Consider the following 19,864-nt stretch of genomic DNA (forward strand, 5'->3'; position numbering starts at 1 on the left):
TGCCTGTCAAGAAGCGTCAACCAATTGGTTCTACCCCGTCGGCATATCCACCCGCCCAGCTGCGCCTAGTTTCCGCCCAGAATTTTAAGAAGCTCTTTCTTGGCGGCATCTTCAAGACTGTCTTTGACGGCCTCTTCGCTCGACACGCCCTCTTGGTCCTGAATTCCCAGCTCTTTCTTTAGCTTTTCATCCGCCTTGTCTTTGAGCTTTTCTTTCTCAGCGTCCAGATCAACGCCCAGCGCTTTATCAAGCTCTGGCCGGATGCTTGGATCGTCCCAACTGCCTTTGATACGGATCGGTACGGCCAGACCTTGTTCGTCACTGCGGCGAATTTGCGGGGTAAACAGATAGTCAAGGTTGCGCGCACCCAATCCAACCCATCCATCGCCTTTGGCCAGAACACTTGGAAGTGACAACAACAAATCCTGATTGGTCATCACACCTTTTTCAATCACCATGGTGCCCGTCAGGCTGTCAAACACTGTGGTGCCACCGCCCGGCATGCCGCGCAACAAACGATCCAAATCCAGTCCAGAAATGGTGCCTTGTCCCACATCAACAGAGCCATTGCCCTTGAGGGAATTCATGATCGCATGCACAGACTGCCCTACCCCCAAAAATGCAACATCGGTGGTCACCTTGCCCGAGAACCGCGACAAATCCATCGTATCCGCCAGCAAGGTTTTCAGCTCGAGCCCTTTGGCCGACATTTTACCCCCGACAGAAAGTCCATTTCGGTTGTTCGCCACAAACTCGCCTGTAATGATCCCCTCATAGGCTTGGATCTCGCGCAGGCTAAAGACAGCGCGTGCATTGTCGATCGTGGCAACCATCCGAGATTTGCCAAGCTTGAGATTGCCCAGATCAATTGCATCCGCCACCAACAAGACTTCGCCATCCACCGCTGACAAACCGCTGGCATCAATTGCGGCTTTGGACCAGCCGCTGTCTCCAGCCGCGGTGCTGGTCTCGCCCTCAGACGCCCCCCCAAAGGCACTTAGGTCAAGCTTGCCCGCTGCGATTTGGGCCGTCACCTTTGGGCGTGTACCGCTGGTCTCCAAATCGGCCTGCACACTCACCGTGTTGCCCAATGCACGGACCACACCTTTGCGCAGGCTTATCTGGCCAGCTTTCGTCAGAGTGATGACGCCTTCTAGGCCAACCGGTCCCGCAAGCCCCGTCGCATCCAGCCCCAGCGCCGCCATCACCGCATCCGGGTTCGGCGCGTCTATGGTGAGGTTGCCGGCAATTTCTGGGGTGATACTGCTGCGTCCGTCAAACGTAACTTTGCCGCCGGCAGTCGCGAGGTTCAGGGTCACATTAGACACACGCCCCTCAAGCAAACCTTGCAGATCAGCCACCTGCCCCGAAATCGATACGTCGTCTTTCGCCGGACGAAGCGTCAGCGCAATATCCGCAGGGCCAGAGATGTCAGGCCACCGCAAATCTACATCAAGCTTGGCCAGTTCAAAGCTATCCCCGCCATGATCCACATAGCGCAGCTTGGCATCAGAAATCAGAAGGTGTTCCAAAGTGATCGCGCCAAAGCCACTGGCGGTCTCGGCGGTTTCGGGTTGTTCACCCCCGCCGGACGTCGGGAAAAGTTCCCAATTGGCGCGCCCGTCTTTGGCCAGCTCAAGCAACACCTCGGGGCGCGCGGCCTCGATCTTGGTGATCCGGATATTGCCCCCGATCGCTGCCATCACATCCACACCGATTGCGGCGCTCTCTGCAGAAAACATCGGCCCTGCGTCTGACCAGTCGGCGTTGCTCAGGCTAACGGGGCCGGTCGACACGCCAAACACCGGATACCAGCTTATTCCGACATCACCTTTGAAGACCAAATCACGACCCGTTTGGGCTTTGACCTGATCCGCGGCGATTTTGGCGATCTTTTCGCCGGGCAAGGCCACAACCAAGACCACAAGACCAATCACAACGGCCACAACAACCATCAACAGAATACGGATCAAACGCATCGGGCACCTCGTAAAACAACCTGTTTTCCTCAGCCTAGCCGCGCACCCGCCCCCCCGCAACACAAAGCCCTGTTATCGCAACCGAAACCTTTGACGCAGCCCAAGCCCAAGGCAAAACAGCAAGGGAAAGCTAACCACCGTCTGAAACCCCGACAATGCCGTCAACGCCTGTGGTAAGGTATCAATAACCGAGTTCAGATGAAGCCGCCCGAAACCAAATAGTGGAAAGAGATTAGAGAAACTTAACCCTATCGCGGTCCAGATATTGTAAGCGCCGATGCTTGCGAAATACCCGCAAAAGGCCGCAAACCCCAGCGCCCAGACCCATGCCAACCCAATCACAGGGCGTTGGATCGAGTCCCCGTAATCTGACAACAATTCATAGATCCAATACGTCAGCCGTTTGAGCGGATCAGATTGCGCAGCCGCGAAACTCATTTCTAGCCGAAAAAAGAAATGTTGATCCTCGTGCAGACCCTTTTTGGTAAGAAGATTGCGAATAATCCCACAGGTTTCCCGCGCTTCTTTTTGCGGTTCGACAATCTGATCAGGCCAGTTTTTTGTCTCTGCCGTGAAATCTGTCACAGGATGAAAGTCAACATTTGTGAACTCGGGGAAGGATTGCGTGAACACGCATTGCCTAAAAGACGTGGGTTTCGCAAAGCCGCTGTCGTTGAAACGAATGATCGCAGAGAGTGTCCGATCTTCTGTGTATGAGTAATTTGGCCCATGCTTCCAAACTGAAGGAGCATGACCACAATGACGATTTCCAAGGACGTTTTAGACGAGCTGCTGAGCGGCGTTGAGAACGCGGACGATTTACTGGGCGATCAAGGCTTGATGAAGGAGCTGAAGGTCCGCCTGATGGAGCGGATGCTGGGTGCGGAACTGACCGACCATCTGGGCTATGAACCGGATGCGGAACCCTCGAACCAACAGAACAACCGCCGCAATGGCACGACGCGCAAAACGCTGAAGGGCAATGATGGGGCGTTGCCGATTGATGTCCCCCGCGACCGGGACGGCAGTTTTGAGCCTGAGCTGATCAAGAAGGGCCAGACCCGGATCGACGGCATGGATGACAAAATCATCGGTCTGTATGCCGCCGGATTATCAACCCGCGATATCCGCGCCCACCTTGAGGAGGTCTACGGCCTGAAGGTATCAGCCGATCTTGTCAGCCGGGTCACCGATGCCGTTCTGGAGGAGGTATCGGATTGGCAGAACCGCGCTCTGGAACCGATGTATCCGATTGTTTTTCTCGATGCCCTACGCGTCAAAATCCGCGACGCAGAAAGCCGCCAGGTCAAAAACAAGGCCGTTTACGTGGCCCTGGGCGTCAACGCCGAGGGCGAACGCGAGGTTCTGGGGCTGTGGATCGCCGCCAATGAAGGGGCCAAATTCTGGCTCTCGGTGATGAACAATCTGCGCAATCGCGGGGTCGAAGACATCCTGATCGCCGTTGTCGACGGCCTCAAAGGCTTCCCTGATGCCATCAATGCAGCCTTCCCTGATACGACCGTCCAGACCTGCATCGTGCATCTGGTGCGTCATTCCCTGAACTTCTGCGGATGGAAGGATCGCAAGAACGTCGCCAAAGATCTGAAGCGGGTTTATCAGGCCACAGATGATGTTGAGGCCGAGAAGGCCCTCGCTGATTTTGAGGCGGAATGGGGTCAGAAATACCCTTCAATCGCCCCAAGCTGGCGGCGTGCATGGCAAGAAGTCATCCCGTTCTTTGCCTTCCCGCCCGCAGTCCGCAAAATAATCTACACGACAAATGCGATTGAAAGCCTGAACCGCGTCATCCGAAAAACCACCAAAACGCGCGGTAGCTTTCCAACCGACGATGCCGCAACCAAGCTGATCTATCTGGCGATCCGCAGCTTCGAAAAGGCGGGCAGATGTGTCAGAGAATGGGTTGCCGCTCGCAATCAGTTCGCTATCCTATACCCAGAACGGTTCAACAGATGACCCGTCAAACCTGCATGGGCTGAGCCTCATACACAGAGTTTCGGATACTCCCTGATCGCAAGCTGCGGGGTGCCCTGCCCCAAAAATTTGCTTTCCGCAAAATCAGTTACGCCATCAAACTGACACGCCTCAAATCCGACCCTCGCCTCAAACGTCACGGCCCGAAATGTCGCTTGGGCTTTGAACTGACTTCCTGCAAAAAACGCATCGCCATCAAACCTTGAAAGCTGCCAAATCGCAGCTTTTTCAAAAACGGCCTGTTGGAAGTATGTCCCTCCTCTGACCTTCAGATTTGCAAAGGACGATGTGCCTCTTACCTCAAGCGAGGTGCAATCGAACTCCTCTGCAAGGTTCGCATCTACAACACGTAGGTTCTGCTCGATCTGAACATCCGCCAGATTGGTCGGCCCCTGCACCTTGATATTTTCCATCTCGATATCGTCGGAGACCTTTGCCCCCATGAGGTCAAAGCCCACCAGCGAGCTACGCTTAATCCTAAGGCCACCAGTTACAAACAGTCTCTCTGCGCCAAGCTGTTGTTCAAGCGTACACTTGAACATACGCAGATCACCCGCAACTCCGGCCTGCCGCAAATCTACGTCGCGTGAAAACCGGCAATTCTCGAATGTGAGACCCTTTGGAAAAATCATTCCCTTTGCGCAAAAGAGATGCTCAAAGTGGTGGCCATCAAATTCGATCGGAATACCTGGGCCCGGTAATTTGGGAATAGCGTCAGCTTCTCCGTTTCTTGCCGCAAAGGCTGTTGAAAAAGAGTCGGTCACGGGGATCGTCGGCGCGCGATACCCATCTCTTGAATGAATAGGGAGTCTAAACTCTCTAAACGCCTCATTCACGCTCGAAGGTAAAACAGCAACATACTGCTTATTCCACGCCTCGCGGTTCTTCTCGTGCAAGACCCAATCGATTTTATCCCCTGTCTGCTCCCCAAATTGCGTCATCAGAACATACCAAGGGTTCTGGTTTGCTGGCTTTAACTCGCCCATACCGCTTTGCCTCTTACTCACATGCAACCCTAACATGACGGACCCCGCAAAAATCAGCAATTCCCAAAACCGTGGATATCGCCTATATGCCGCCACATGACCCAGAACCCGCCCAGCTTGCGCCCCGACCTCGCCAATGCCCGCGTCCTTAGCGATCAACGCCCCGGCCAGCCGACCATCGGTATGGTCTCGCTTGGCTGTCCAAAAGCCTTGGTTGACAGCGAACGCATCCTGACCCGCCTGCGGGCCGAAGGATACGGGGTCTCGCCCGACTATTCCGGGGCCGATGCGGTCATTGTGAACACCTGTGGATTTCTGGATTCCGCCAAAGCCGAAAGCCTTGATGCCATCGGCGAGGCCCTGAATGAAAACGGCAAGGTGATCGTCACGGGGTGTTTGGGTGCCGAACCCGATTACATTCGCGAACACCATCCCAAGATTTTGGCCGTCACTGGCCCGCATCAATACGAACAGGTCCTGGATGCCGTGCACAGCGCCGTGCCTGCCGACCCCAACCCGTTCATTGATTTGCTGCCCGCCTCTGGTGTCAAACTGACACCGCGGCACTTTAGTTATCTTAAGATTTCAGAGGGCTGTAACCACAAGTGCAAATTCTGCATTATTCCCGATATGCGTGGCAAGCTGGCCAGCCGCCCCGCCCATGCCGTATTACGCGAGGCTGAAAAGCTGGTGACCGCAGGTGTGCGCGAATTGTTGGTGATCTCGCAGGATACCTCGGCCTATGGGCTGGATCGCAAATATGATGTGAACCCGTGGAAAGACGGCGAGGTGCGCAGCCATATCACCGATCTGGCACGCGAGTTGGGGCAATTGGGTAACGCGCGCGATCTATGGGTGCGGCTGCATTATGTGTATCCGTATCCGCATGTGCGCGACCTGATCCCGCTGATGGCGGACCCAGACAATGCGCTATTGCCCTATATGGACATCCCGTTCCAGCATTCGCACCCTGATGTGCTCAAACGGATGGCGCGCCCTGCCCACACCGCCAAGACCCTGACCGAGATCGCCGCGTGGCGCGACATTTGCCCCGATATCACCCTGCGATCGACCTTTATCGTCGGATATCCCGGTGAAACCGAAGCCGAATTCCAGCATCTGTTGGATTGGATGGACGAGGCACAACTGGATCGCGTCGGGTGTTTTAAGTACGAAAATGTCGATGGTGCACGTTCAAACGCCCTGCCCGATCATGTGCCCGAAGCGGTCAAGCAAGAGCGTTGGGATCGGTTTATGGAAAAGGCACAAGCGATTTCCGAGGCCAAGCTGCAAGCCAAGGTTGGCCAGACAATGGACGTCATCGTGGACGACATTGATGAGGACGGGATTGCGACGTGCCGCACCAAGGCCGACGCGCCCGAAATCGACGGAAACCTGTTTATTGACGAAGGCACCGAGGGACTGACCGTGGGCGAGATCGTCACGGTCGAAGTGGATGAGGCGGGCGAATACGACCTGTGGGGGGCGCTCAAGCCGACCGCCTAGGTCCGCCCCACATCCGACAGCACCTGTGCGGCGTCCTCCGGTTATTGTCGGAGAATGCCGCCGTCTGCCTATTTGATCCACGCGATCAGAGCTCATTTCCCTGCATCCCATTGCCAACCGCCGCAAATCCCCATTCACATTTCGATCTGATTTTGCTTGAGTGATCCTGAATTTATCAAAAGGCTCATTATGTTCAAAACCCTTGCCGCGGCCTTGTGCCTGTCGTTACCAACCTTTGCCCAAGCCTCTGACATGACGTTTGAACTCGAGTGCGCGGGAAATGCGGTCGAAAGTTGTTATGTGATCGCACAAGGCACCATCACCAAAGACACGCCCAAGCGGTTCTCGGAATTTTGGGGCACAGGGCAAATCGACGGCAATCAAATCCTGCTCAACAGTCCAGGCGGAAGCCTGAGTGCCGGAGTCGCCTTGGGGCGTGTGTTTCGTAGCCTCAATCTTAATACCGTTGTGGGGAATGGGGATGCCGTACGCAACCGTACGGGGCTGCCCGGGCCCGCGACCTGTCAAAGCGCTTGTGCCTATGCGTTTGTCGGGGGGAACAACCGGCACCTCACTGAGGGAAGCAAACTTGGGTTTCACCGATTTTTCATCAAAGGTCAGACCATGGACGGCCATTCTGCCCAATCCGTCTCGGGCGGTTTGATCCGCTATCTTATCGAGATGAATGTGGATGCGCGTGTATTCTCGCTGGCCAGTACCGCAGGCGAAGGCGAGATGTATTTTGTGCCCGCTGAAGAAGCCGAAGAATATGACCTGGTCACACCACACGGATATCAGGATTTCTTTTTAGAACCTTATGGCAACGGTGTTGTCGCTGCGTCCGTTCGTAAAACCAAAACCGACCCGTATGATTTGGTTCAGCAGGTCACCGCGTTTTGCAAAAAGGGCAAGGCCAAGCTGTTGTTTTATGCACCGCAGCACGGCCTTTCGCAGAGCGATCCCGTGGATATGGTTGTCAACACAGATACCAAGAACCTGACGGTCGCTGCCAAAAATGTGAAAATCCGCGCCTCAAAGCAACAGGCCTATTTGGAAGTCACTCTCCCGAGAGATATCGCCAACGCGATCTCTGGGGCCAAGACGCTGGCCACAGGTTTTCGCTTTAGCCGTGCCGAAGGTGGGTCATACAGCACGCATTTCGAGCTAAGTGATATGGATCGCAAGATGTTGTCCGCAGCATTCAAGCTTTGCCTATAAGCAAAAGATCGAATGTATCGAACTAAGCGCCGAGAAGGCGTAGGAGTATCACCAACCAAGCGACGCCCGCGGCCACCGCAGTGACTGCCACCGCAGCGCTGCCTGCGTCCTTGGCTTGGCCTGCCAGAGGGTGCTCATCGGTCGAGATGTAATCAACGGCACGTTCAATCGCTGTGTTGAACAATTCAGCCGCCAGAACCAGCACGCCCAGCGCCAAAATCAATGCGCGTTCGCCCGTGGCCAATGGCAACAAAATCGCCAAGCCACCCGAGATCAGATTGGCCCAGACCCAAGAGCGAAAAGAATGTTCGTTGCGCCACGCATTCTGGCAGCCTGCCCAGCTCCAGATGATGCGCAGCCGTAAACGTTTGAGAAAATAGATCATTGGCCCTCCGATCCAAATACAATGGACCGGATAAACCCAACATTTCAAGCACTTTAGCCTTGGCTAAGTCCAGCCAGAAAGTCCTTGTTCAGGCAATAATCTGGCGCATCGTCTGCGGTTTTATGCGTGGCCTGCCAGCCCTTGCACTCCCCGACGGACTGACAGTGCGTGCATGTCATCACGGCACTTCGATATGTTTTGGCAAGCTCTGGATTGTCTGCCAGTTTCTCGCTCCATTTAACGCCGACTTTTTCGGACATATCGCCCATCAGTTGGGCGTGATCGTCCATTTTCTTGAATATGTTCATCTGTATTTCCTAATCTCTTGGCCCTTCAGGACACATCCTTGAGGGATGAAAAAAGCTGGGCGTGTTGACAACATGGCGGGGCCGCATCTGCGCGACCGGATTGTTCCGCCAGCCACTGTTCGCAGGTCTCTACGAAACAGCAGCTTCGACAATTTGTGACCAAATCCGCATAATCTTTGTGGGACAGTCGGCCTTCGGCCATCGCTTCACTTAACGAAACGCCCATCGTACGGGCCACGCTGCGGGTCATCCAGAAATGGCGTGCCGGATCCCCCATTTGATGAAGTGTACTCATTGATCCAACGCCTCCATGGCAGATTTTAGGGCGACAAACCTCTGCTGGTTGACGCATGTATTCGGGGGGGCATCGTGTGTATCATGCGGAGTTTGCAGCCACCGCTTACACCCATCTGCCCAGTCACAGGTCCGACATTGAGCCACGAGATCGGCCCATTCCTGCTGGGAGAGGTGCGCGGCATCTGTGGCGGCAACCAAATCCGTTTCCGTCGCCTTGGCCATTCGCTGCGCGAGCCAGAAATGCACATTTTGATCGCCCAGAGGTCTCATGCAGGCACCTCTTTGAGGCGACGCATCAGGGATTTATTGCGGCAGTAGACCGGAGGACTTTCAGCGACAGGTTCGTTGCGGGACAACCAATGGGCACAATCATCAGGATTGGTGCAGCTCATACATTTCAGCACCGCATCCGAAATTTCGTCAAAACGCAGCGCACCGGACAGCGCCTGTTCCTCGAGATCAATTCCCAGACGCGCCGCAGCTGTGTCCACCAGTGACGCATGCCGTTTCATTTTTGCGATATCAGGCATCCCATGCTCCGCTTGTTGCATGGGATTCAGGCTAACACAGCCTTTTTGCGATGCCCTTGACCTGCGTCAATTCGTGCAGTCAGCGGTATTTTGGGTCTAGCTGCGAAGCTCGCCGAGATAAGCACGCACACAATCCTGAACGCGCCGGAACCTGTCTCCGCCCAATTTTACGCCGCCATACCAACGCGTTACGACGATGACATGATCTTTGAGACCTTCGCGTTCCAGCATGCGCAGAATGACCATTCCCGCGCCGCTTTCACCGTCATCCCCCTTTAGCGGGCCAGACTCGTCCATCAAAACCGCCCAAGTGTTGTGGGTGGCTTTGGCAAATTTTCTGTCCTTTTTAAGCGCCTTGAGAAAGGCGTCCACCTCGGCACGCGAGCGCGCTGCGCCCCCGGATACGGCGTATTTCGACCCGCGATCGGTGATCACATTTGTCAGTTGACGCATCACGTCTACAAGCCTGCTGCGGTCTTTTTCACGATCGCAACACGCTGGGCGTTGGGCGGGTGCGTGCCCAAAAAGACATTGCCGGGATCAGGAATACGCGAGAAAAATTCAACACCCCGCGCCGGGCTATAGCCTGCTTTATGCGTAATGATTGTGCCCAATTGGTCTGCTTCCAATTCATAGGCTTTGGAATAGCTGCGTGCGCCGACCCCTGCGCCCAAATCCATAGCTGCCTCGAGCGTGCTGGCATCAGCCCCTGCCACAGCGACAAGAATACCCGCAATCGCGGCCCCTGCCATCGCATCACGCTGCTGGCGCGCCAGGTGACCCATAAGGTGATGCGCAGCCTCGTGGCCCATCACAAATGCCAGTTCATCGTTATTTCGCGCCTGCGAAACGAGCGCCGCAGTAAAGGTGATGGTCGGACGACCAGATTTGCTCAGGGATTGATACGCATTGGGCGCCGCGTTCTGGCGCGGGTCAACAGAAATCAGGAAGTCACAATTCACCCCCTGTGTCAGCCGTTTGCATTCGCGTTCGGCCACGGGCTCCATTCGGCGCTTGATCGGGGCAAGTCGGCTTTGGGCTTGGGCCACACTGATCGTGGCAACGGGTTTGGCAGCCGGAGCCGCCTGTGGCGTCGGTGACGTGGTCGTTGTGGTACAGGCGGTCAGCCCGCCAATCGCTGCGGCAACAATCATCCATCGCATGGCACAGGGTACTTTCTTGGCAATACAGATTTAAAACTAGGCCGCGGACCACACGGTTTCCAGCCCTATTTTGCAAAGGCGTTCATCGGACACACCGGGGTTGAGGCTTGTTATTGCGATCACAATCGCTACTCTATGGTTATGTTCAGCATCGAGCACGAATTTGACGCAACCGTTGTAACCCTTGTCGATGAGGGGACTGCACCGCTTGTGGAAGACATCACAATCAACATGTTCGAAGATTGTGTGACCGTAGAACAATTGGATCCGCGCACAGATCAGGTTCAGAAAATCACGTTTTCACTGGGACAGGTTCAGGAACTGGCCGCCGCGCTGGATTTACCCGAGGGCGTGTATACGCTTCAGCGCGATGCTGAATCTAATCCGTGACCACAAACACCTTGTCTCGAGACACCTGCCCCTTGACCAGTGCCACACGTGATTTGGCCACACCCAGCGCTTTGGCCAGCAATTTCTGCACTGCGCGCGTGGCCTTACCGTTTTCCGGAACCTCCGTGACATAGACACGCACCATGCCGTCCTCGACTTTGATCATATTGCGCGACGCTTTTGGGGTCACGCGCACCGCAATCGTCTGTCCTGTTTTTGCAAGGTGACGTAAATCCTCAGGCACACAGCGCTCCTTATGGTGGGGTTGATTTTCACGATCTCTGCAGCAAGCATGGCATAATGCGAAACGGGGCAGAGGAACGATAGGATGCATACCGGATTTTTCTGGGATGAGCGATGTTTTTGGCATTCGGGTGGAAACTATGCCCTGACGTTGCCGGTCGGTGGATATGTACAACCGCTGTCAGGCGCAGGATTGCCCGAAAGCCCCGAAACCAAACGGCGGTTAAAGAACCTGATGGATGTCAGCGGCTTGTCCAATGACCTTGAGATGCGCAGTGCTCCAGAAGCGACCCGCACTGATTTGGAGCGTGTCCACCCGCCCAGCTTTCTGGATCGTTTCAAAGCCCAATCCGATGCAGGTGGTGGAGAATTGGGTTTGCGCACGCCATTTGGCCAGGGCGGGTACGAGATCGCGGCATTATCAGCAGGGTTGGCCAAAGACGCGGTATTGGCCGTGCTAGAGGGTGACATGGATAATGCCTATGCGTTGTCGCGACCGCCGGGTCATCATTGCTTGCCAGACTGGCCAAACGGATTTTGCCTGCTGGCCAATATCGCCATCGCCATCGAAGCGGCCAAATCCCAAGGATTGGCCAAGCGCGTCGCGGTGATCGATTGGGATGTACACCATGGCAATGGCACCGAGGCCATATTTTGGGATCGTGACGATGTGTTGACGGTGTCTTTGCATCAGGCACACAACTATCCTCTGGATACCGGAGACATCGACGCACGGGGTGTCGGTGCAGGGTATGGGCACAATATCAACATACCGCTCCCACCCGGGGCGGGTCACGCGACCTACATATACGCGATGGAGCGTATCGTTTTACCTGCGCTGCACACTTATGCGCCCGATCTTGTGATCGTAGCCTGCGGGTATGATGCGTCGGCATTCGATCCGTTGGGCCGCATGATGGCCACGGCGCAAACGTTCCGCGACATGACGCGTCTGGTGATGCAGGCCGCAGACGCGCTCTGTGGGGGCAAATTGGTGATGGTGCACGAAGGTGGATATTCCGAAGCCTATGTCCCGTTTTGCGGGCACGCCGTGTTGGAACAGCTTTCGGGCAGCCTGATGCATGTGCCAGACCCCATGGCCAAGACACTGGAGCAACGCCAACCCGACATCCGGTTTGAACAATTCGCCAAAGACCAGATTGATGAAATGGCGGAAACCTTGCTCAAACTTTGACAAGATGGTTGAAACCGCTGGTGAATACGCCGACATGTGTCGCAACTCTAAATAATTGGAATTTCTGTATGCCCGCTCCGAACCTTCAGGCGCTCGAGTTTCTTCTGACTAGACGCTCACGCCCTGCAAAGACGCTGACCACTCCGGTCCCGGACCGTGTCGCGCTTGAACCGATCTTACAGGCAGCGCTGCGCACGCCGGATCATGGCAAACTAGAGCCGTGGCGGCTTGTGGTCTTGGAACAAGGTGCCCTGCGCCGCATGGGCGACATCGTCGGAGCACGGGCCCAACAGCTTGGACTTGATGACGACAAGACCAGCAAAGGTCGCAATCAATTCGACACCGGCACATTGGCCGTTGCCGTGGTTGTTTGCCCTGTAATTGCCGAAAAAGTCCCTGAAATCGAACAAAGCTACTCGGCCGGTGCCGTTTGTCTGGCATTGCTGAATGCAGCGTTGGCGTCGGGTTGGGGGGCAAATTGGTTGTCGGGATGGCCAAGCCACGATCGCGTGTTCCTGACCCAAGCGCTGGATCTGGCACCGCATGAACATGTAGCAGGATTCATCCATATCGGCACTGAAAAAGCGACGCCGCCCGAACGCCCGCGCCCCGACATAAAGGAAAAGGTCACATGGGTATCGCACTGATTTTCAAATCGTTCTTTTTGGCCTTGAGCCAACTGGGCGACCCGCGGTTTCGCCGTGTTCTTGGGTTGGGGATCATCCTGACGTTTGCGCTGTTGATCGCATCATATGCCGGGCTGTTGTGGGTGCTGGACCTCTTGGTTGGCGAAGACGCCTATGTGCCCGTGATCGGACAGGTCACGTGGCTGGACGATCTGCTCAGCTTCTCGTCCTTTATCTTTATGTTCATTCTGTCCATTTTTCTGATGGTTCCAGTGGCATCTGCAATCACGTCAATGTTTCTGGATGATGTCGCGCAAGCCGTGGAAGACAGGCATTATCCAAACCTGCCTGCGGTCGATCCTGTTCCGTTTTCGGATGCCTTGCGTGATACCCTGTATTTCTTGGGCGTACTGATCATTGCCAACCTGTTGGCGTTCATCCTTTATGCGTTTTTCTCGGCGCTTTCGGTGTTCATTTTTTGGGGATTGAACGGCTTCTTATTGGGCCGTGAATATTTCCAACTGGCCGCAATGCGGCGCCTTGGCCGTCAAGGCGCAGCTGCGTTGCGCAAGAAGAACAAGGGGACGATCTGGCTTGCAGGGATATTGATGGCGGTGCCGCTCTCAATACCGCTGGTAAACTTGCTGATCCCAATTGTGGGGGCCGCAACCTTTACCCATCTGTTCCATCAGATACAGGCGGCAGACGATCCATCCAGTCAAAGTCGCGTACAGTGATCTGGCCGGTCGTGATGATCCAGAACAAGATACCCCACATCACGGCCGCCACCACAGTCGTAATCAGAGCTTTGGGTTTCAGGTTGTGATGTTCAGGCGCCCCCGCGTGGGTGCCTGGCACCACTTCTCCCATATCGCCCTGAGTCTTAAGGCGGATCGGAATCGCGATCAAAAAGGTCATGAACCACAAGACCGCGTACAAGACGATGGCAGACGTAATCGACATTTACAGGTCTCCTGAATGCAATTGATGTGTCGGCGCGCACAACAAGGTCTATCGCGCGCGCCCTAGGTCAAATGAGATCAAACTTGTTCGAGTTCAACCAGACAGCCGTTGAAATCTTTCGGGTGCAGGAACAAAACAGGTTTCCCGTGGGCACCGATCTTGGGCTCGCCTGATCCCAAAACGCGCGCGCCCGTAGATTTCAGATGATCCCGTGCGGCCAAAATGTCATCCACTTCATAGCACACATGGTGAATGCCGCCTGATGGGTTTTTCTCGAGAAAGCCGTTGATCGGGCTGTCATCCCCCAATGGATACAGCAATTCGATCTTGGTGTTGGGCAGCTCGATAAATACGACTGTGACGCCATGATCCGGCTCGTCTTGAGGGGCCCCGACTTTGGCGCCAAGCGCGTTGGCATATTGGGCAGAGGCCGCTTCCAGATCAGGAACAGCAATGGCAACGTGGTTCAATCGACCAATCATCGGGAAATCCTTTCGGGTGCATAAGTCTGGGCACCTTATGGGCAAGGCCAGAATGGGTTGCAAGCGACAGGGGGTCGCGATGGCCAATTTCACCTGCCACAGATTAACGTCTTATTCACCAACCCTGCCCTAATTTGTGGGTCTCTCGTTTGATCACTGCAGGAGCCTGCCATGGATGAATTTGCACCTTATGCCGCCCACTCGATGCCAACAGCACAACGTCCATTGCTCGGGTTGACCGTGCTCGTCGTCGAAGACAGCCGCTTTGCTTGTGATGCCATGCGTTTGCTGTGTCTGCGCAGTGGCGCCCGTATTCGTCGCGCGGATTGTCTGGCCTCGGCGCGTCGACACTTGCAAATCTATCGACCTTCTGTGGTGATTATTGATATGGGGCTGCCGGATGGATCGGGCGCGGAACTCATCGAAGAACTGACCAAGGCCCAACCCCACAACGGTGTGGTTCTGGCCACGTCCGGCGATCTTTTTGCCGAAGACGAGGCGATCGCAGCGGGTGCCGATGGATTTTTGGCAAAACCCCTCGACAGCCTCGGAAGCTTTCAGCAGGCCATTCTGTCTCGCCTTCCTCATGATCAACGCCCGTCGATGCCGCGCGTTGTCCCGGAAGAGGCCATCACGCCCGACCCCGTGGCCTACCGTGATGACCTCTGTCACGCTGCAGATACGTTACAAACAAACCACCAAAGCCAAGTGATCAATTACGTCGCCAAGTTTTTGTCAGGGATTGCCATGAGCGCCAAGGATACGCCTTTGCACATGGCGGCTCAGGCCGTGGCCAAGGCCCACAACGAAGGTGCACGATCAGAGGCCGTGGTGGCACGTCTCAGTGAAATGGTTCAGGCGCGCCTCGCTCAAGAACCTGTCATCTAGCTTAATATACCTTTGGGTCATCATTGGCACGCACAAGGCGTGTCAGGTCGCTGAGGCTTTCGGCTTGTCGCCCCTTTGGGTCAAAGTTGGACGGAGACAGCCAGACATCATATGCCGCCGACAAAGCCGCCCACTCTTTGTCGATAGCTGCAAACCACGCAGTGTCGCGATTGCGCCCCTTGACCACAGTGGCCTGACGGAACACACCCTCATAACTGAGGCCAAGCCGTTGCGCCGCGCGCCGTGACGGCATGTTCAACGCATCGCACTTCCATTCGAACCGCCGGTATCCAGCTTCAAAGGCCCACTTCATCATCAGGTAAAACGCCTCGGTGGCGGCGCGCTGTCCCTGCAATTGTGGTGACAGATTGATGTGCCCGATTTCGATGGATCCTGACTCGGGCGTGATCCTCAAGTAGGATGCAACGCCACCCCAACTTTGGGTGTCTTTATCAAAAAGTGCGTAAAAGAAAGGGTCCGCATGATCGCTGACGCTCTTGACCCAGCGATGATACGCTGCGGCTGAATGAAACGGCCCATAGGGCAGGTAGTCCCACACGGCATCATGCCCTTCATACGCCCGAAACAACAGCGCAGCATGTGCTTCGGCTTGCAGAGGTTCAAGCCGTACATATCGCCCATCAAGCGTGTCCCCAGTGGGGGCAATCGGTGGGGTCCAGTTTGGGATAATTTCCCCAGTGGGTCTTGGCTCTGCCATGCGCGGGCTCCGTCTATTCAAGGCCACCTTTGCATATCTGTTGCAATTCTGCCAAGCCCCTGAATTCTAAGCAGCATATGTGCACAAACCCCGAAACGCATAAGGCCGCCCACAAAAGGGACGGCCTTAGCGAAAACGTATGTGCGATCTGATCAGTCTTGCGGGATCACGCGCAAACCCAGCTCCATCAATTGATCCGGAGTGGGATCAGACGGGGCGTTCATCATCAAATCTTCAGCGCGTTGGTTCATTGGGAACATCACGACTTCACGAATGTTGGCTTCGTCAGCAAGCAGCATCACGATCCGATCCACGCCTGCGGCACAGCCACCGTGGGGCGGAGCGCCATATTGAAAGGCATTGACCAACGCGCCAAAGCGGTTTTCAACTTCGTCTTTGCCATAGCCCGCAATTTCAAAGGCTTTGAACATAATCTCTGGCTTGTGGTTCCGGATCGCACCGGACACCAGTTCATAACCGTTGCATGCAAGATCGTATTGATAGCCCAGCACGTCCAGCGGATCGCCGTCCAGCGCATCCATTCCACCCTGAGGCATCGAAAACGGGTTATGCTCAAAATCGATCTTGCCGGTTTCTTCATCCCGCTCATAAATCGGGAAATCCACAATCCATGCAAAGGCAAAACGGTCCTTGTCGATCAGACCCAGCTCTTCACCGATCACGTTGCGTGCGCGACCTGCAACAGATTCAAACGCCTTAGGTTTACCACCCAAGAAGAACGCGGCGTCGCCGACGCTTAGCCCCAATTGCTGGCGAATAGCTTCTGTGCGCTCCGGGCCGATGTTTTTGGCCAAAGGTCCAGCGGCTTCCATGCCGCCTTCGACCTCACCGGATTTCAGCAAGGCTTGGGCTTCTTTGACTTTGATACCCAGTTCTTGGGCAACAGAATCCGCCGTTTTCTCGCGCCAGAAGATATAGCCCATACCCGGCAGGCCTTCACTTTGTGCGAATTTGTTCATGCGATCGCAGAATTTGCGGCTACCACCGGTGGGCGCCGGAACGGCACGGATCTCGGTGCCTTCCTGCTCTAGAAGTTTGGCAAAAATCGCAAAGCCAGAGCCTGCGAAGTGCTCTGACACCACTTGCATCTTGATCGGGTTGCGCAGGTCAGGCTTGTCGCTGCCATACCAAAGTGCTGCGTCTTTATAGGAAATCTGTTCCCACGTCTGATCCACCTTGCGGCCACCGCCGAACTCTTCGAACACGCCTGTCAAAACAGGCTGGATCGTATCGAACACGTCTTGCTGGCTGACGAAGGACATTTCGAGATCAAGCTGGTAAAAATCTGTAGGCGAGCGATCCGCACGAGGGTCTTCGTCGCGGAAACACGGTGCGATCTGGAAATACTTGTCGTATCCAGCAACCATCATCAGCTGTTTGAATTGCTGAGGGGCCTGCGGCAGCGCATAGAACTGGCCAGGGTGCTGACGGGAGGGCACCAAAAAGTCACGCGCGCCTTCTGGGCTCGAGGCCGTGATAATCGGGGTTTGATATTCACGAAATCCCTTGTCCCACATCCGCTTGCGCATGCTGGTCACAACGTCGCTGCGCAGGGTCATGTTCTTTTGCATGGCATCACGGCGCAGATCAAGGAAACGGTACTTAAGACGCGTCTCCTCAGGGTATTCCTGATCACCAAACACCATCAACGGCAGCTCGGCAGCCTGACCCAGAACTTCGATATCGCGGACGAACACTTCGATTTCACCGGTCGGGATAGACGCATTCACAAGGCTCTCGTCGCGGGCCATGACATTGCCGTCGATCCGGATACACCATTCCGAGCGCACTTTTTCAAGGTCAGCAAAAACAGGGCTGTCAGGGTCCGCCATCACTTGGGTAATGCCATAGTGATCGCGCAAGTCGATGAACAAAAGGCCGCCATGGTCGCGCACACGGTGCACCCAGCCAGACAGGCGGACGGTTTCGCCCACGTTGGATTTATTCAGATCAGCACAGGTGTGGCTGCGATAGGCATGCATGGTCGGCCCCTCTCAAGGGTGAAAGTAGTGAAGTCGCGCTGATACACCTTTTCGCGGGGCCAAAGTCAAGAGAACTTGCCCCGGATTGATCTAAAAAGGCACGTTCCACTCAAGATATACCGTTCGGCACAGCATCCCTAGGGTGTTATGGGCTTCTGCATCTCGACCCGGATCAACCCACGCAACGAATTTCCCATATGAATTTCCGTCGCGTCTTCGATATCTTGAAGACCCAAAACACCTTCTTGCACATGGCCAGCGTCAATCAGGCTCTGGCGGAGAACCCCCGGCAGAACGCCACATGCCAAGGTCGGTGTGATCACTTCGCCGGTTTTGCGTGTGACGAATATATTTGTAATCGTCCCCTCACATACCTCGCCCCGCTCGTTCAGGAACACCAGTTCGTCAATCCCATCGGGCAAGGCTGCGCGCGCGGCATCATAAAGCGCGCGCTGTGTCGTCTTGTGACCGAGCCACACATCCTGCGACCAAAGCCGATTTGGCGCGAAGCAGACGGTCCACGGTTCGACGACGCGCGCCATTGGGGTACTGGTGAACTCAAACCCACCCACGCCAAGGGTCAACCGACACCGCAGGGCCTGCGTGCCCGCCACAGACAGGCAGCCCAATGCGCGCGTACGGTCGAATGCGAACCCCATCGCAAGTGCCGAGCGCTGCATACGCGCAAGATGCTGGTCCAAACGGATGAAGCCCTGCTCGGGCACCCAACCGAAGGTTTCGATCAGGCGCGTTCCCTCGGGAACGGATTCGCGAAACGTGCTTTCCATAGTGCTTCCTCGTATTCAGACGATGCCGTGCTATCCCAAACCAGACCGCCCCCTACGTTCAAAACGGCGGCGCCTGCTTCCGCCATCAAGGTGCGGATCGCCACGCTGAATTCGCTTTGCCCATCGGGTGCGGCCCAGCCGATTGTCCCGCAATAGATGTCGCGCGCGGCGGGTTCCAAATCGTTCAGAATCTCCATGGCCCGCATTTTCGGGGCCCCTGTGATGGACCCGCACGGAAACAGGGCGCGAAAAATATCGCCCAATCCGGTATCGGGTTGCAAGTCTGCGGCCACGCGCGACACCATTTGATGCACGGTGGCATAGCTTTCGACCTTGAACAGCTCTGGCACATGCACCGATCCGGGGCGGGCGACGCGGGATATGTCATTGCGCAGCAAATCGACAATCATCAGGTTTTCCGCGCGATTTTTCTCGTCTTCCGCCAGCCATGCTTTGCGACGCGCATCCTCGGTAGGATCATCACTTCGCGGCTGTGTCCCCTTCATGGGGCGTGTTTCGATATGCCCACGCGCGTCGGTGCGGAAAAACAATTCGGGCGACCGGCTAAGCAACGATGGCAGACCCTCTTGCTCCACAAGTGCCCCGTGCCCCACCGGCTGGCGGGCCTCTAATGCAGCATAGAGATCGCGGATATCTCCGGTGTACGTCGCATCCATCGGAAAGGTCAGGTTGGCCTGATAGATATCCCCTGCCCCAATATAATCGTGCACTGTTGCAAATGCGGTCTCATATTCGCGTTCGGACCATCGGGGCCGCAACGCCGACAATTCAACGGTCTGATGGCTGGCAAGCGGCGCGGCTTTTGACGGCGCATCAAACACCCCGAAACACAACAACGGCAAACGCCGATTTTTAGGAAGCCGGTGCTCGAGTCGCGGCTCGAGAGCATATCCAAGTTCATAGGTTGCATAGCCAGCAAGCCAGTTCCCGTCTGCACGCGCTTGATCCAGCGCCGCCAGCGCGCCAGAGACGTCTTCAAGGTTTTGCGCAACAATCAACCTGTGCGGCGCAGAAAACTGCGTCGCAATGCCGTCTGGCCCATGGTCAAATCGAATCTTCAATGTCACGCCTCTTGAATGTCATTGGCTTCCATATATGCTGATCCTTGCCAAAGGACAGGGTTGAAAGCGGCAGATTGCGTCATTTTCCCGATCCCCCTTGCACCTCGTCCCGCGATGTCTAT

The 19,864-nt window shown here is 55.6% G+C and carries 25 protein-coding genes; 8 read left to right on the forward strand and 17 right to left on the reverse strand.

The features are described from left to right. Nucleotides 1-65 precede the first annotated feature (65 nt). Together FAP39_RS04805 and FAP39_RS04810 are read right to left on the reverse strand one after the other, a co-directional pair. Nucleotides 66-1,979 carry an AsmA family protein gene (locus FAP39_RS04805; protein ID WP_138015246.1) on the reverse strand — a complete coding sequence of 638 codons (1,914 nt, stop codon included), beginning with the start codon at nt 1,977-1,979 and terminating at the stop codon, nt 66-68. A gap of 72 nt (nt 1,980-2,051) precedes the next feature. Further along, complete coding sequence (locus tag FAP39_RS04810) at nt 2,052-2,612, reverse strand: hypothetical protein (protein WP_246058935.1); 561 nt, start codon at nt 2,610-2,612, stop codon at nt 2,052-2,054. Between the two features lie 126 nt (nt 2,613-2,738). Between FAP39_RS04810 and FAP39_RS04815 the strand changes: the two genes are divergently transcribed. Next, the gene (locus FAP39_RS04815; protein WP_138015247.1) at nt 2,739-3,953 is read left to right on the forward strand and encodes an IS256 family transposase; all 1,215 of its coding nucleotides are present in this window, start codon (nt 2,739-2,741) and stop codon (nt 3,951-3,953) included. Nucleotides 3,954-3,979: 26 nt separating this feature from the next. On the opposite strand, the gene FAP39_RS04820 is transcribed toward FAP39_RS04815, so the two are convergent. Further along, complete coding sequence (locus FAP39_RS04820) at nt 3,980-4,735, reverse strand: pentapeptide repeat-containing protein (RefSeq protein ID WP_138015248.1); 756 nt, start codon at nt 4,733-4,735, stop codon at nt 3,980-3,982. 318 nt (nt 4,736-5,053) lie between these two features. On the opposite strand from FAP39_RS04820, the gene rimO reads away from it, so the two are divergent. Together rimO and FAP39_RS04830 are read left to right on the forward strand one after the other, a co-directional pair. Continuing rightward, complete coding sequence (gene rimO / locus FAP39_RS04825; RefSeq protein WP_138015249.1) at nt 5,054-6,463, forward strand: 30S ribosomal protein S12 methylthiotransferase RimO; 1,410 nt, start codon at nt 5,054-5,056, stop codon at nt 6,461-6,463. A gap of 189 nt (nt 6,464-6,652) precedes the next feature. Next, the gene (locus tag FAP39_RS04830) at nt 6,653-7,681 is read left to right on the forward strand and encodes a COG3904 family protein (protein WP_138015250.1); all 1,029 of its coding nucleotides are present in this window, start codon (nt 6,653-6,655) and stop codon (nt 7,679-7,681) included. Between the two features lie 22 nt (nt 7,682-7,703). Here FAP39_RS04830 and FAP39_RS04835 read toward each other — a convergent pair whose 3' ends face one another. From FAP39_RS04835 to FAP39_RS04865, 7 genes are all read right to left on the reverse strand, one after another. Beyond that, nucleotides 7,704-8,066: a diacylglycerol kinase gene (locus FAP39_RS04835; RefSeq protein WP_138015251.1), complete on the reverse strand. Its 363-nt coding sequence runs from the start codon at nt 8,064-8,066 to the stop codon at nt 7,704-7,706. Nucleotides 8,067-8,119: 53 nt separating this feature from the next. Continuing rightward, complete coding sequence (locus FAP39_RS04840) at nt 8,120-8,374, reverse strand: DUF6455 family protein (RefSeq protein WP_138015252.1); 255 nt, start codon at nt 8,372-8,374, stop codon at nt 8,120-8,122. A 25-nt stretch (nt 8,375-8,399) separates the two neighbouring features. Then, nucleotides 8,400-8,669 carry a DUF6455 family protein gene (locus tag FAP39_RS04845; protein ID WP_138015253.1) on the reverse strand — a complete coding sequence of 90 codons (270 nt, stop codon included), beginning with the start codon at nt 8,667-8,669 and terminating at the stop codon, nt 8,400-8,402. After that, nucleotides 8,666-8,941, reverse strand: a complete 276-nt coding sequence (locus tag FAP39_RS04850) for a DUF6455 family protein (protein ID WP_138015254.1) — start codon at nt 8,939-8,941, stop codon at nt 8,666-8,668. The genes FAP39_RS04845 and FAP39_RS04850 overlap by 4 nt, the downstream gene beginning before the upstream one ends. Further along, a complete protein-coding gene (locus tag FAP39_RS04855; RefSeq protein WP_138015255.1) occupies nt 8,938-9,201 on the reverse strand; it encodes a DUF6455 family protein in 264 nt (87 codons plus the stop codon). The genes FAP39_RS04850 and FAP39_RS04855 overlap by 4 nt, the downstream gene beginning before the upstream one ends. Before the next feature lie 96 nt (nt 9,202-9,297). Then, nucleotides 9,298-9,654 (reverse strand): YigZ family protein, encoded by a 357-nt coding sequence (locus FAP39_RS04860; protein WP_138015256.1) that lies wholly within the window; start codon nt 9,652-9,654, stop codon nt 9,298-9,300. A 5-nt stretch (nt 9,655-9,659) separates the two neighbouring features. Further along, nucleotides 9,660-10,364, reverse strand: a complete 705-nt coding sequence (locus tag FAP39_RS04865) for a M48 family metalloprotease (RefSeq protein WP_138015257.1) — start codon at nt 10,362-10,364, stop codon at nt 9,660-9,662. Between the two features lie 141 nt (nt 10,365-10,505). Between FAP39_RS04865 and FAP39_RS04870 the strand changes: the two genes are divergently transcribed. After that, nucleotides 10,506-10,754 carry a hypothetical protein gene (locus FAP39_RS04870; RefSeq protein WP_138015289.1) on the forward strand — a complete coding sequence of 83 codons (249 nt, stop codon included), beginning with the start codon at nt 10,506-10,508 and terminating at the stop codon, nt 10,752-10,754. On the opposite strand, the gene FAP39_RS04875 is transcribed toward FAP39_RS04870, so the two are convergent. After that, nucleotides 10,744-10,998, reverse strand: a complete 255-nt coding sequence (locus tag FAP39_RS04875) for a DUF167 domain-containing protein (RefSeq protein ID WP_246058937.1) — start codon at nt 10,996-10,998, stop codon at nt 10,744-10,746. The two genes, FAP39_RS04870 and FAP39_RS04875, sit on opposite strands and share 11 nt — an antisense overlap. 84 nt (nt 10,999-11,082) lie before the next feature. Between FAP39_RS04875 and FAP39_RS04880 the strand changes: the two genes are divergently transcribed. From FAP39_RS04880 to FAP39_RS04890, 3 genes are all read left to right on the forward strand, one after another. Further along, a complete protein-coding gene (locus FAP39_RS04880) occupies nt 11,083-12,192 on the forward strand; it encodes a class II histone deacetylase (protein ID WP_138015259.1) in 1,110 nt (369 codons plus the stop codon). Between the two features lie 68 nt (nt 12,193-12,260). Continuing rightward, nucleotides 12,261-12,839 carry a nitroreductase family protein gene (locus FAP39_RS04885; RefSeq protein WP_138015260.1) on the forward strand — a complete coding sequence of 193 codons (579 nt, stop codon included), beginning with the start codon at nt 12,261-12,263 and terminating at the stop codon, nt 12,837-12,839. After that, nucleotides 12,836-13,555, forward strand: coding sequence for an EI24 domain-containing protein (locus FAP39_RS04890; protein ID WP_171006779.1), 720 nt, complete (start codon nt 12,836-12,838; stop codon nt 13,553-13,555). The genes FAP39_RS04885 and FAP39_RS04890 overlap by 4 nt, the downstream gene beginning before the upstream one ends. On the opposite strand, the gene FAP39_RS04895 is transcribed toward FAP39_RS04890, so the two are convergent. Beyond that, nucleotides 13,491-13,781 carry a DUF1467 family protein gene (locus tag FAP39_RS04895; protein ID WP_138015262.1) on the reverse strand — a complete coding sequence of 97 codons (291 nt, stop codon included), beginning with the start codon at nt 13,779-13,781 and terminating at the stop codon, nt 13,491-13,493. The two genes, FAP39_RS04890 and FAP39_RS04895, sit on opposite strands and share 65 nt — an antisense overlap. Nucleotides 13,782-13,858: 77 nt before the next feature. Then, a complete protein-coding gene (gene mce / locus FAP39_RS04900; protein WP_138015263.1) occupies nt 13,859-14,263 on the reverse strand; it encodes a methylmalonyl-CoA epimerase in 405 nt (134 codons plus the stop codon). Between the two features lie 171 nt (nt 14,264-14,434). Here mce and FAP39_RS04905 point away from each other — a divergent pair, with 171 nt between their 5' ends. After that, complete coding sequence (locus FAP39_RS04905; RefSeq protein WP_138015264.1) at nt 14,435-15,151, forward strand: response regulator; 717 nt, start codon at nt 14,435-14,437, stop codon at nt 15,149-15,151. Nucleotide 15,152: 1 nt separating this feature from the next. On the opposite strand, the gene FAP39_RS04910 is transcribed toward FAP39_RS04905, so the two are convergent. The 4 genes from FAP39_RS04910 to FAP39_RS04925 form a co-directional block, all read right to left on the reverse strand. Next, nucleotides 15,153-15,869: a GNAT family N-acetyltransferase gene (locus tag FAP39_RS04910; RefSeq protein ID WP_138015265.1), complete on the reverse strand. Its 717-nt coding sequence runs from the start codon at nt 15,867-15,869 to the stop codon at nt 15,153-15,155. A 152-nt stretch (nt 15,870-16,021) separates the two neighbouring features. After that, complete coding sequence (aspS, locus tag FAP39_RS04915; RefSeq protein ID WP_138015266.1) at nt 16,022-17,872, reverse strand: aspartate--tRNA ligase; 1,851 nt, start codon at nt 17,870-17,872, stop codon at nt 16,022-16,024. A gap of 137 nt (nt 17,873-18,009) precedes the next feature. Then, the gene (locus FAP39_RS04920) at nt 18,010-18,660 is read right to left on the reverse strand and encodes an aminotransferase class IV family protein (RefSeq protein WP_138015267.1); all 651 of its coding nucleotides are present in this window, start codon (nt 18,658-18,660) and stop codon (nt 18,010-18,012) included. Further along, nucleotides 18,615-19,742 (reverse strand): aminodeoxychorismate synthase component I, encoded by a 1,128-nt coding sequence (locus tag FAP39_RS04925; RefSeq protein ID WP_138015290.1) that lies wholly within the window; start codon nt 19,740-19,742, stop codon nt 18,615-18,617. The genes FAP39_RS04920 and FAP39_RS04925 overlap by 46 nt, the downstream gene beginning before the upstream one ends. Nucleotides 19,743-19,864 lie beyond the last annotated feature (122 nt).

Source organism: Shimia litoralis, from assembly GCF_005518135.1.
Taxonomy (GTDB): Bacteria; Pseudomonadota; Alphaproteobacteria; order Rhodobacterales; family Rhodobacteraceae; genus Shimia_E; species Shimia_E litoralis.

Coding starts and splice junctions, on each gene's coding strand:
- FAP39_RS04855 (WP_138015255.1), bottom strand. CDS start 9,201: ATGCCTGATATCGCAAAAATGAAACGGCATGCGTCACTGGTGGACACA.
- FAP39_RS04860 (WP_138015256.1), bottom strand. CDS start 9,654: ATGCGTCAACTGACAAATGTGATCACCGATCGCGGGTCGAAATACGCC.
- FAP39_RS04870 (WP_138015289.1), top strand. CDS start 10,506: ATGTTCAGCATCGAGCACGAATTTGACGCAACCGTTGTAACCCTTGTC.
- FAP39_RS04815 (WP_138015247.1), top strand. CDS start 2,739: ATGACGATTTCCAAGGACGTTTTAGACGAGCTGCTGAGCGGCGTTGAG.
- FAP39_RS04895 (WP_138015262.1), bottom strand. CDS start 13,781: ATGTCGATTACGTCTGCCATCGTCTTGTACGCGGTCTTGTGGTTCATG.
- FAP39_RS04805 (WP_138015246.1), bottom strand. CDS start 1,979: ATGCGTTTGATCCGTATTCTGTTGATGGTTGTTGTGGCCGTTGTGATT.
- FAP39_RS04885 (WP_138015260.1), top strand. CDS start 12,261: ATGCCCGCTCCGAACCTTCAGGCGCTCGAGTTTCTTCTGACTAGACGC.
- FAP39_RS04920 (WP_138015267.1), bottom strand. CDS start 18,660: ATGGAAAGCACGTTTCGCGAATCCGTTCCCGAGGGAACGCGCCTGATC.
- FAP39_RS04850 (WP_138015254.1), bottom strand. CDS start 8,941: ATGAGACCTCTGGGCGATCAAAATGTGCATTTCTGGCTCGCGCAGCGA.
- rimO (WP_138015249.1), top strand. CDS start 5,054: ATGACCCAGAACCCGCCCAGCTTGCGCCCCGACCTCGCCAATGCCCGC.
- FAP39_RS04910 (WP_138015265.1), bottom strand. CDS start 15,869: ATGGCAGAGCCAAGACCCACTGGGGAAATTATCCCAAACTGGACCCCA.
- FAP39_RS04835 (WP_138015251.1), bottom strand. CDS start 8,066: ATGATCTATTTTCTCAAACGTTTACGGCTGCGCATCATCTGGAGCTGG.
- FAP39_RS04840 (WP_138015252.1), bottom strand. CDS start 8,374: ATGAACATATTCAAGAAAATGGACGATCACGCCCAACTGATGGGCGAT.
- FAP39_RS04865 (WP_138015257.1), bottom strand. CDS start 10,364: ATGCGATGGATGATTGTTGCCGCAGCGATTGGCGGGCTGACCGCCTGT.
- FAP39_RS04905 (WP_138015264.1), top strand. CDS start 14,435: ATGGATGAATTTGCACCTTATGCCGCCCACTCGATGCCAACAGCACAA.
- mce (WP_138015263.1), bottom strand. CDS start 14,263: ATGATTGGTCGATTGAACCACGTTGCCATTGCTGTTCCTGATCTGGAA.
- FAP39_RS04880 (WP_138015259.1), top strand. CDS start 11,083: ATGCATACCGGATTTTTCTGGGATGAGCGATGTTTTTGGCATTCGGGT.
- aspS (WP_138015266.1), bottom strand. CDS start 17,872: ATGCATGCCTATCGCAGCCACACCTGTGCTGATCTGAATAAATCCAAC.
- FAP39_RS04830 (WP_138015250.1), top strand. CDS start 6,653: ATGTTCAAAACCCTTGCCGCGGCCTTGTGCCTGTCGTTACCAACCTTT.
- FAP39_RS04845 (WP_138015253.1), bottom strand. CDS start 8,669: ATGAGTACACTTCATCAAATGGGGGATCCGGCACGCCATTTCTGGATG.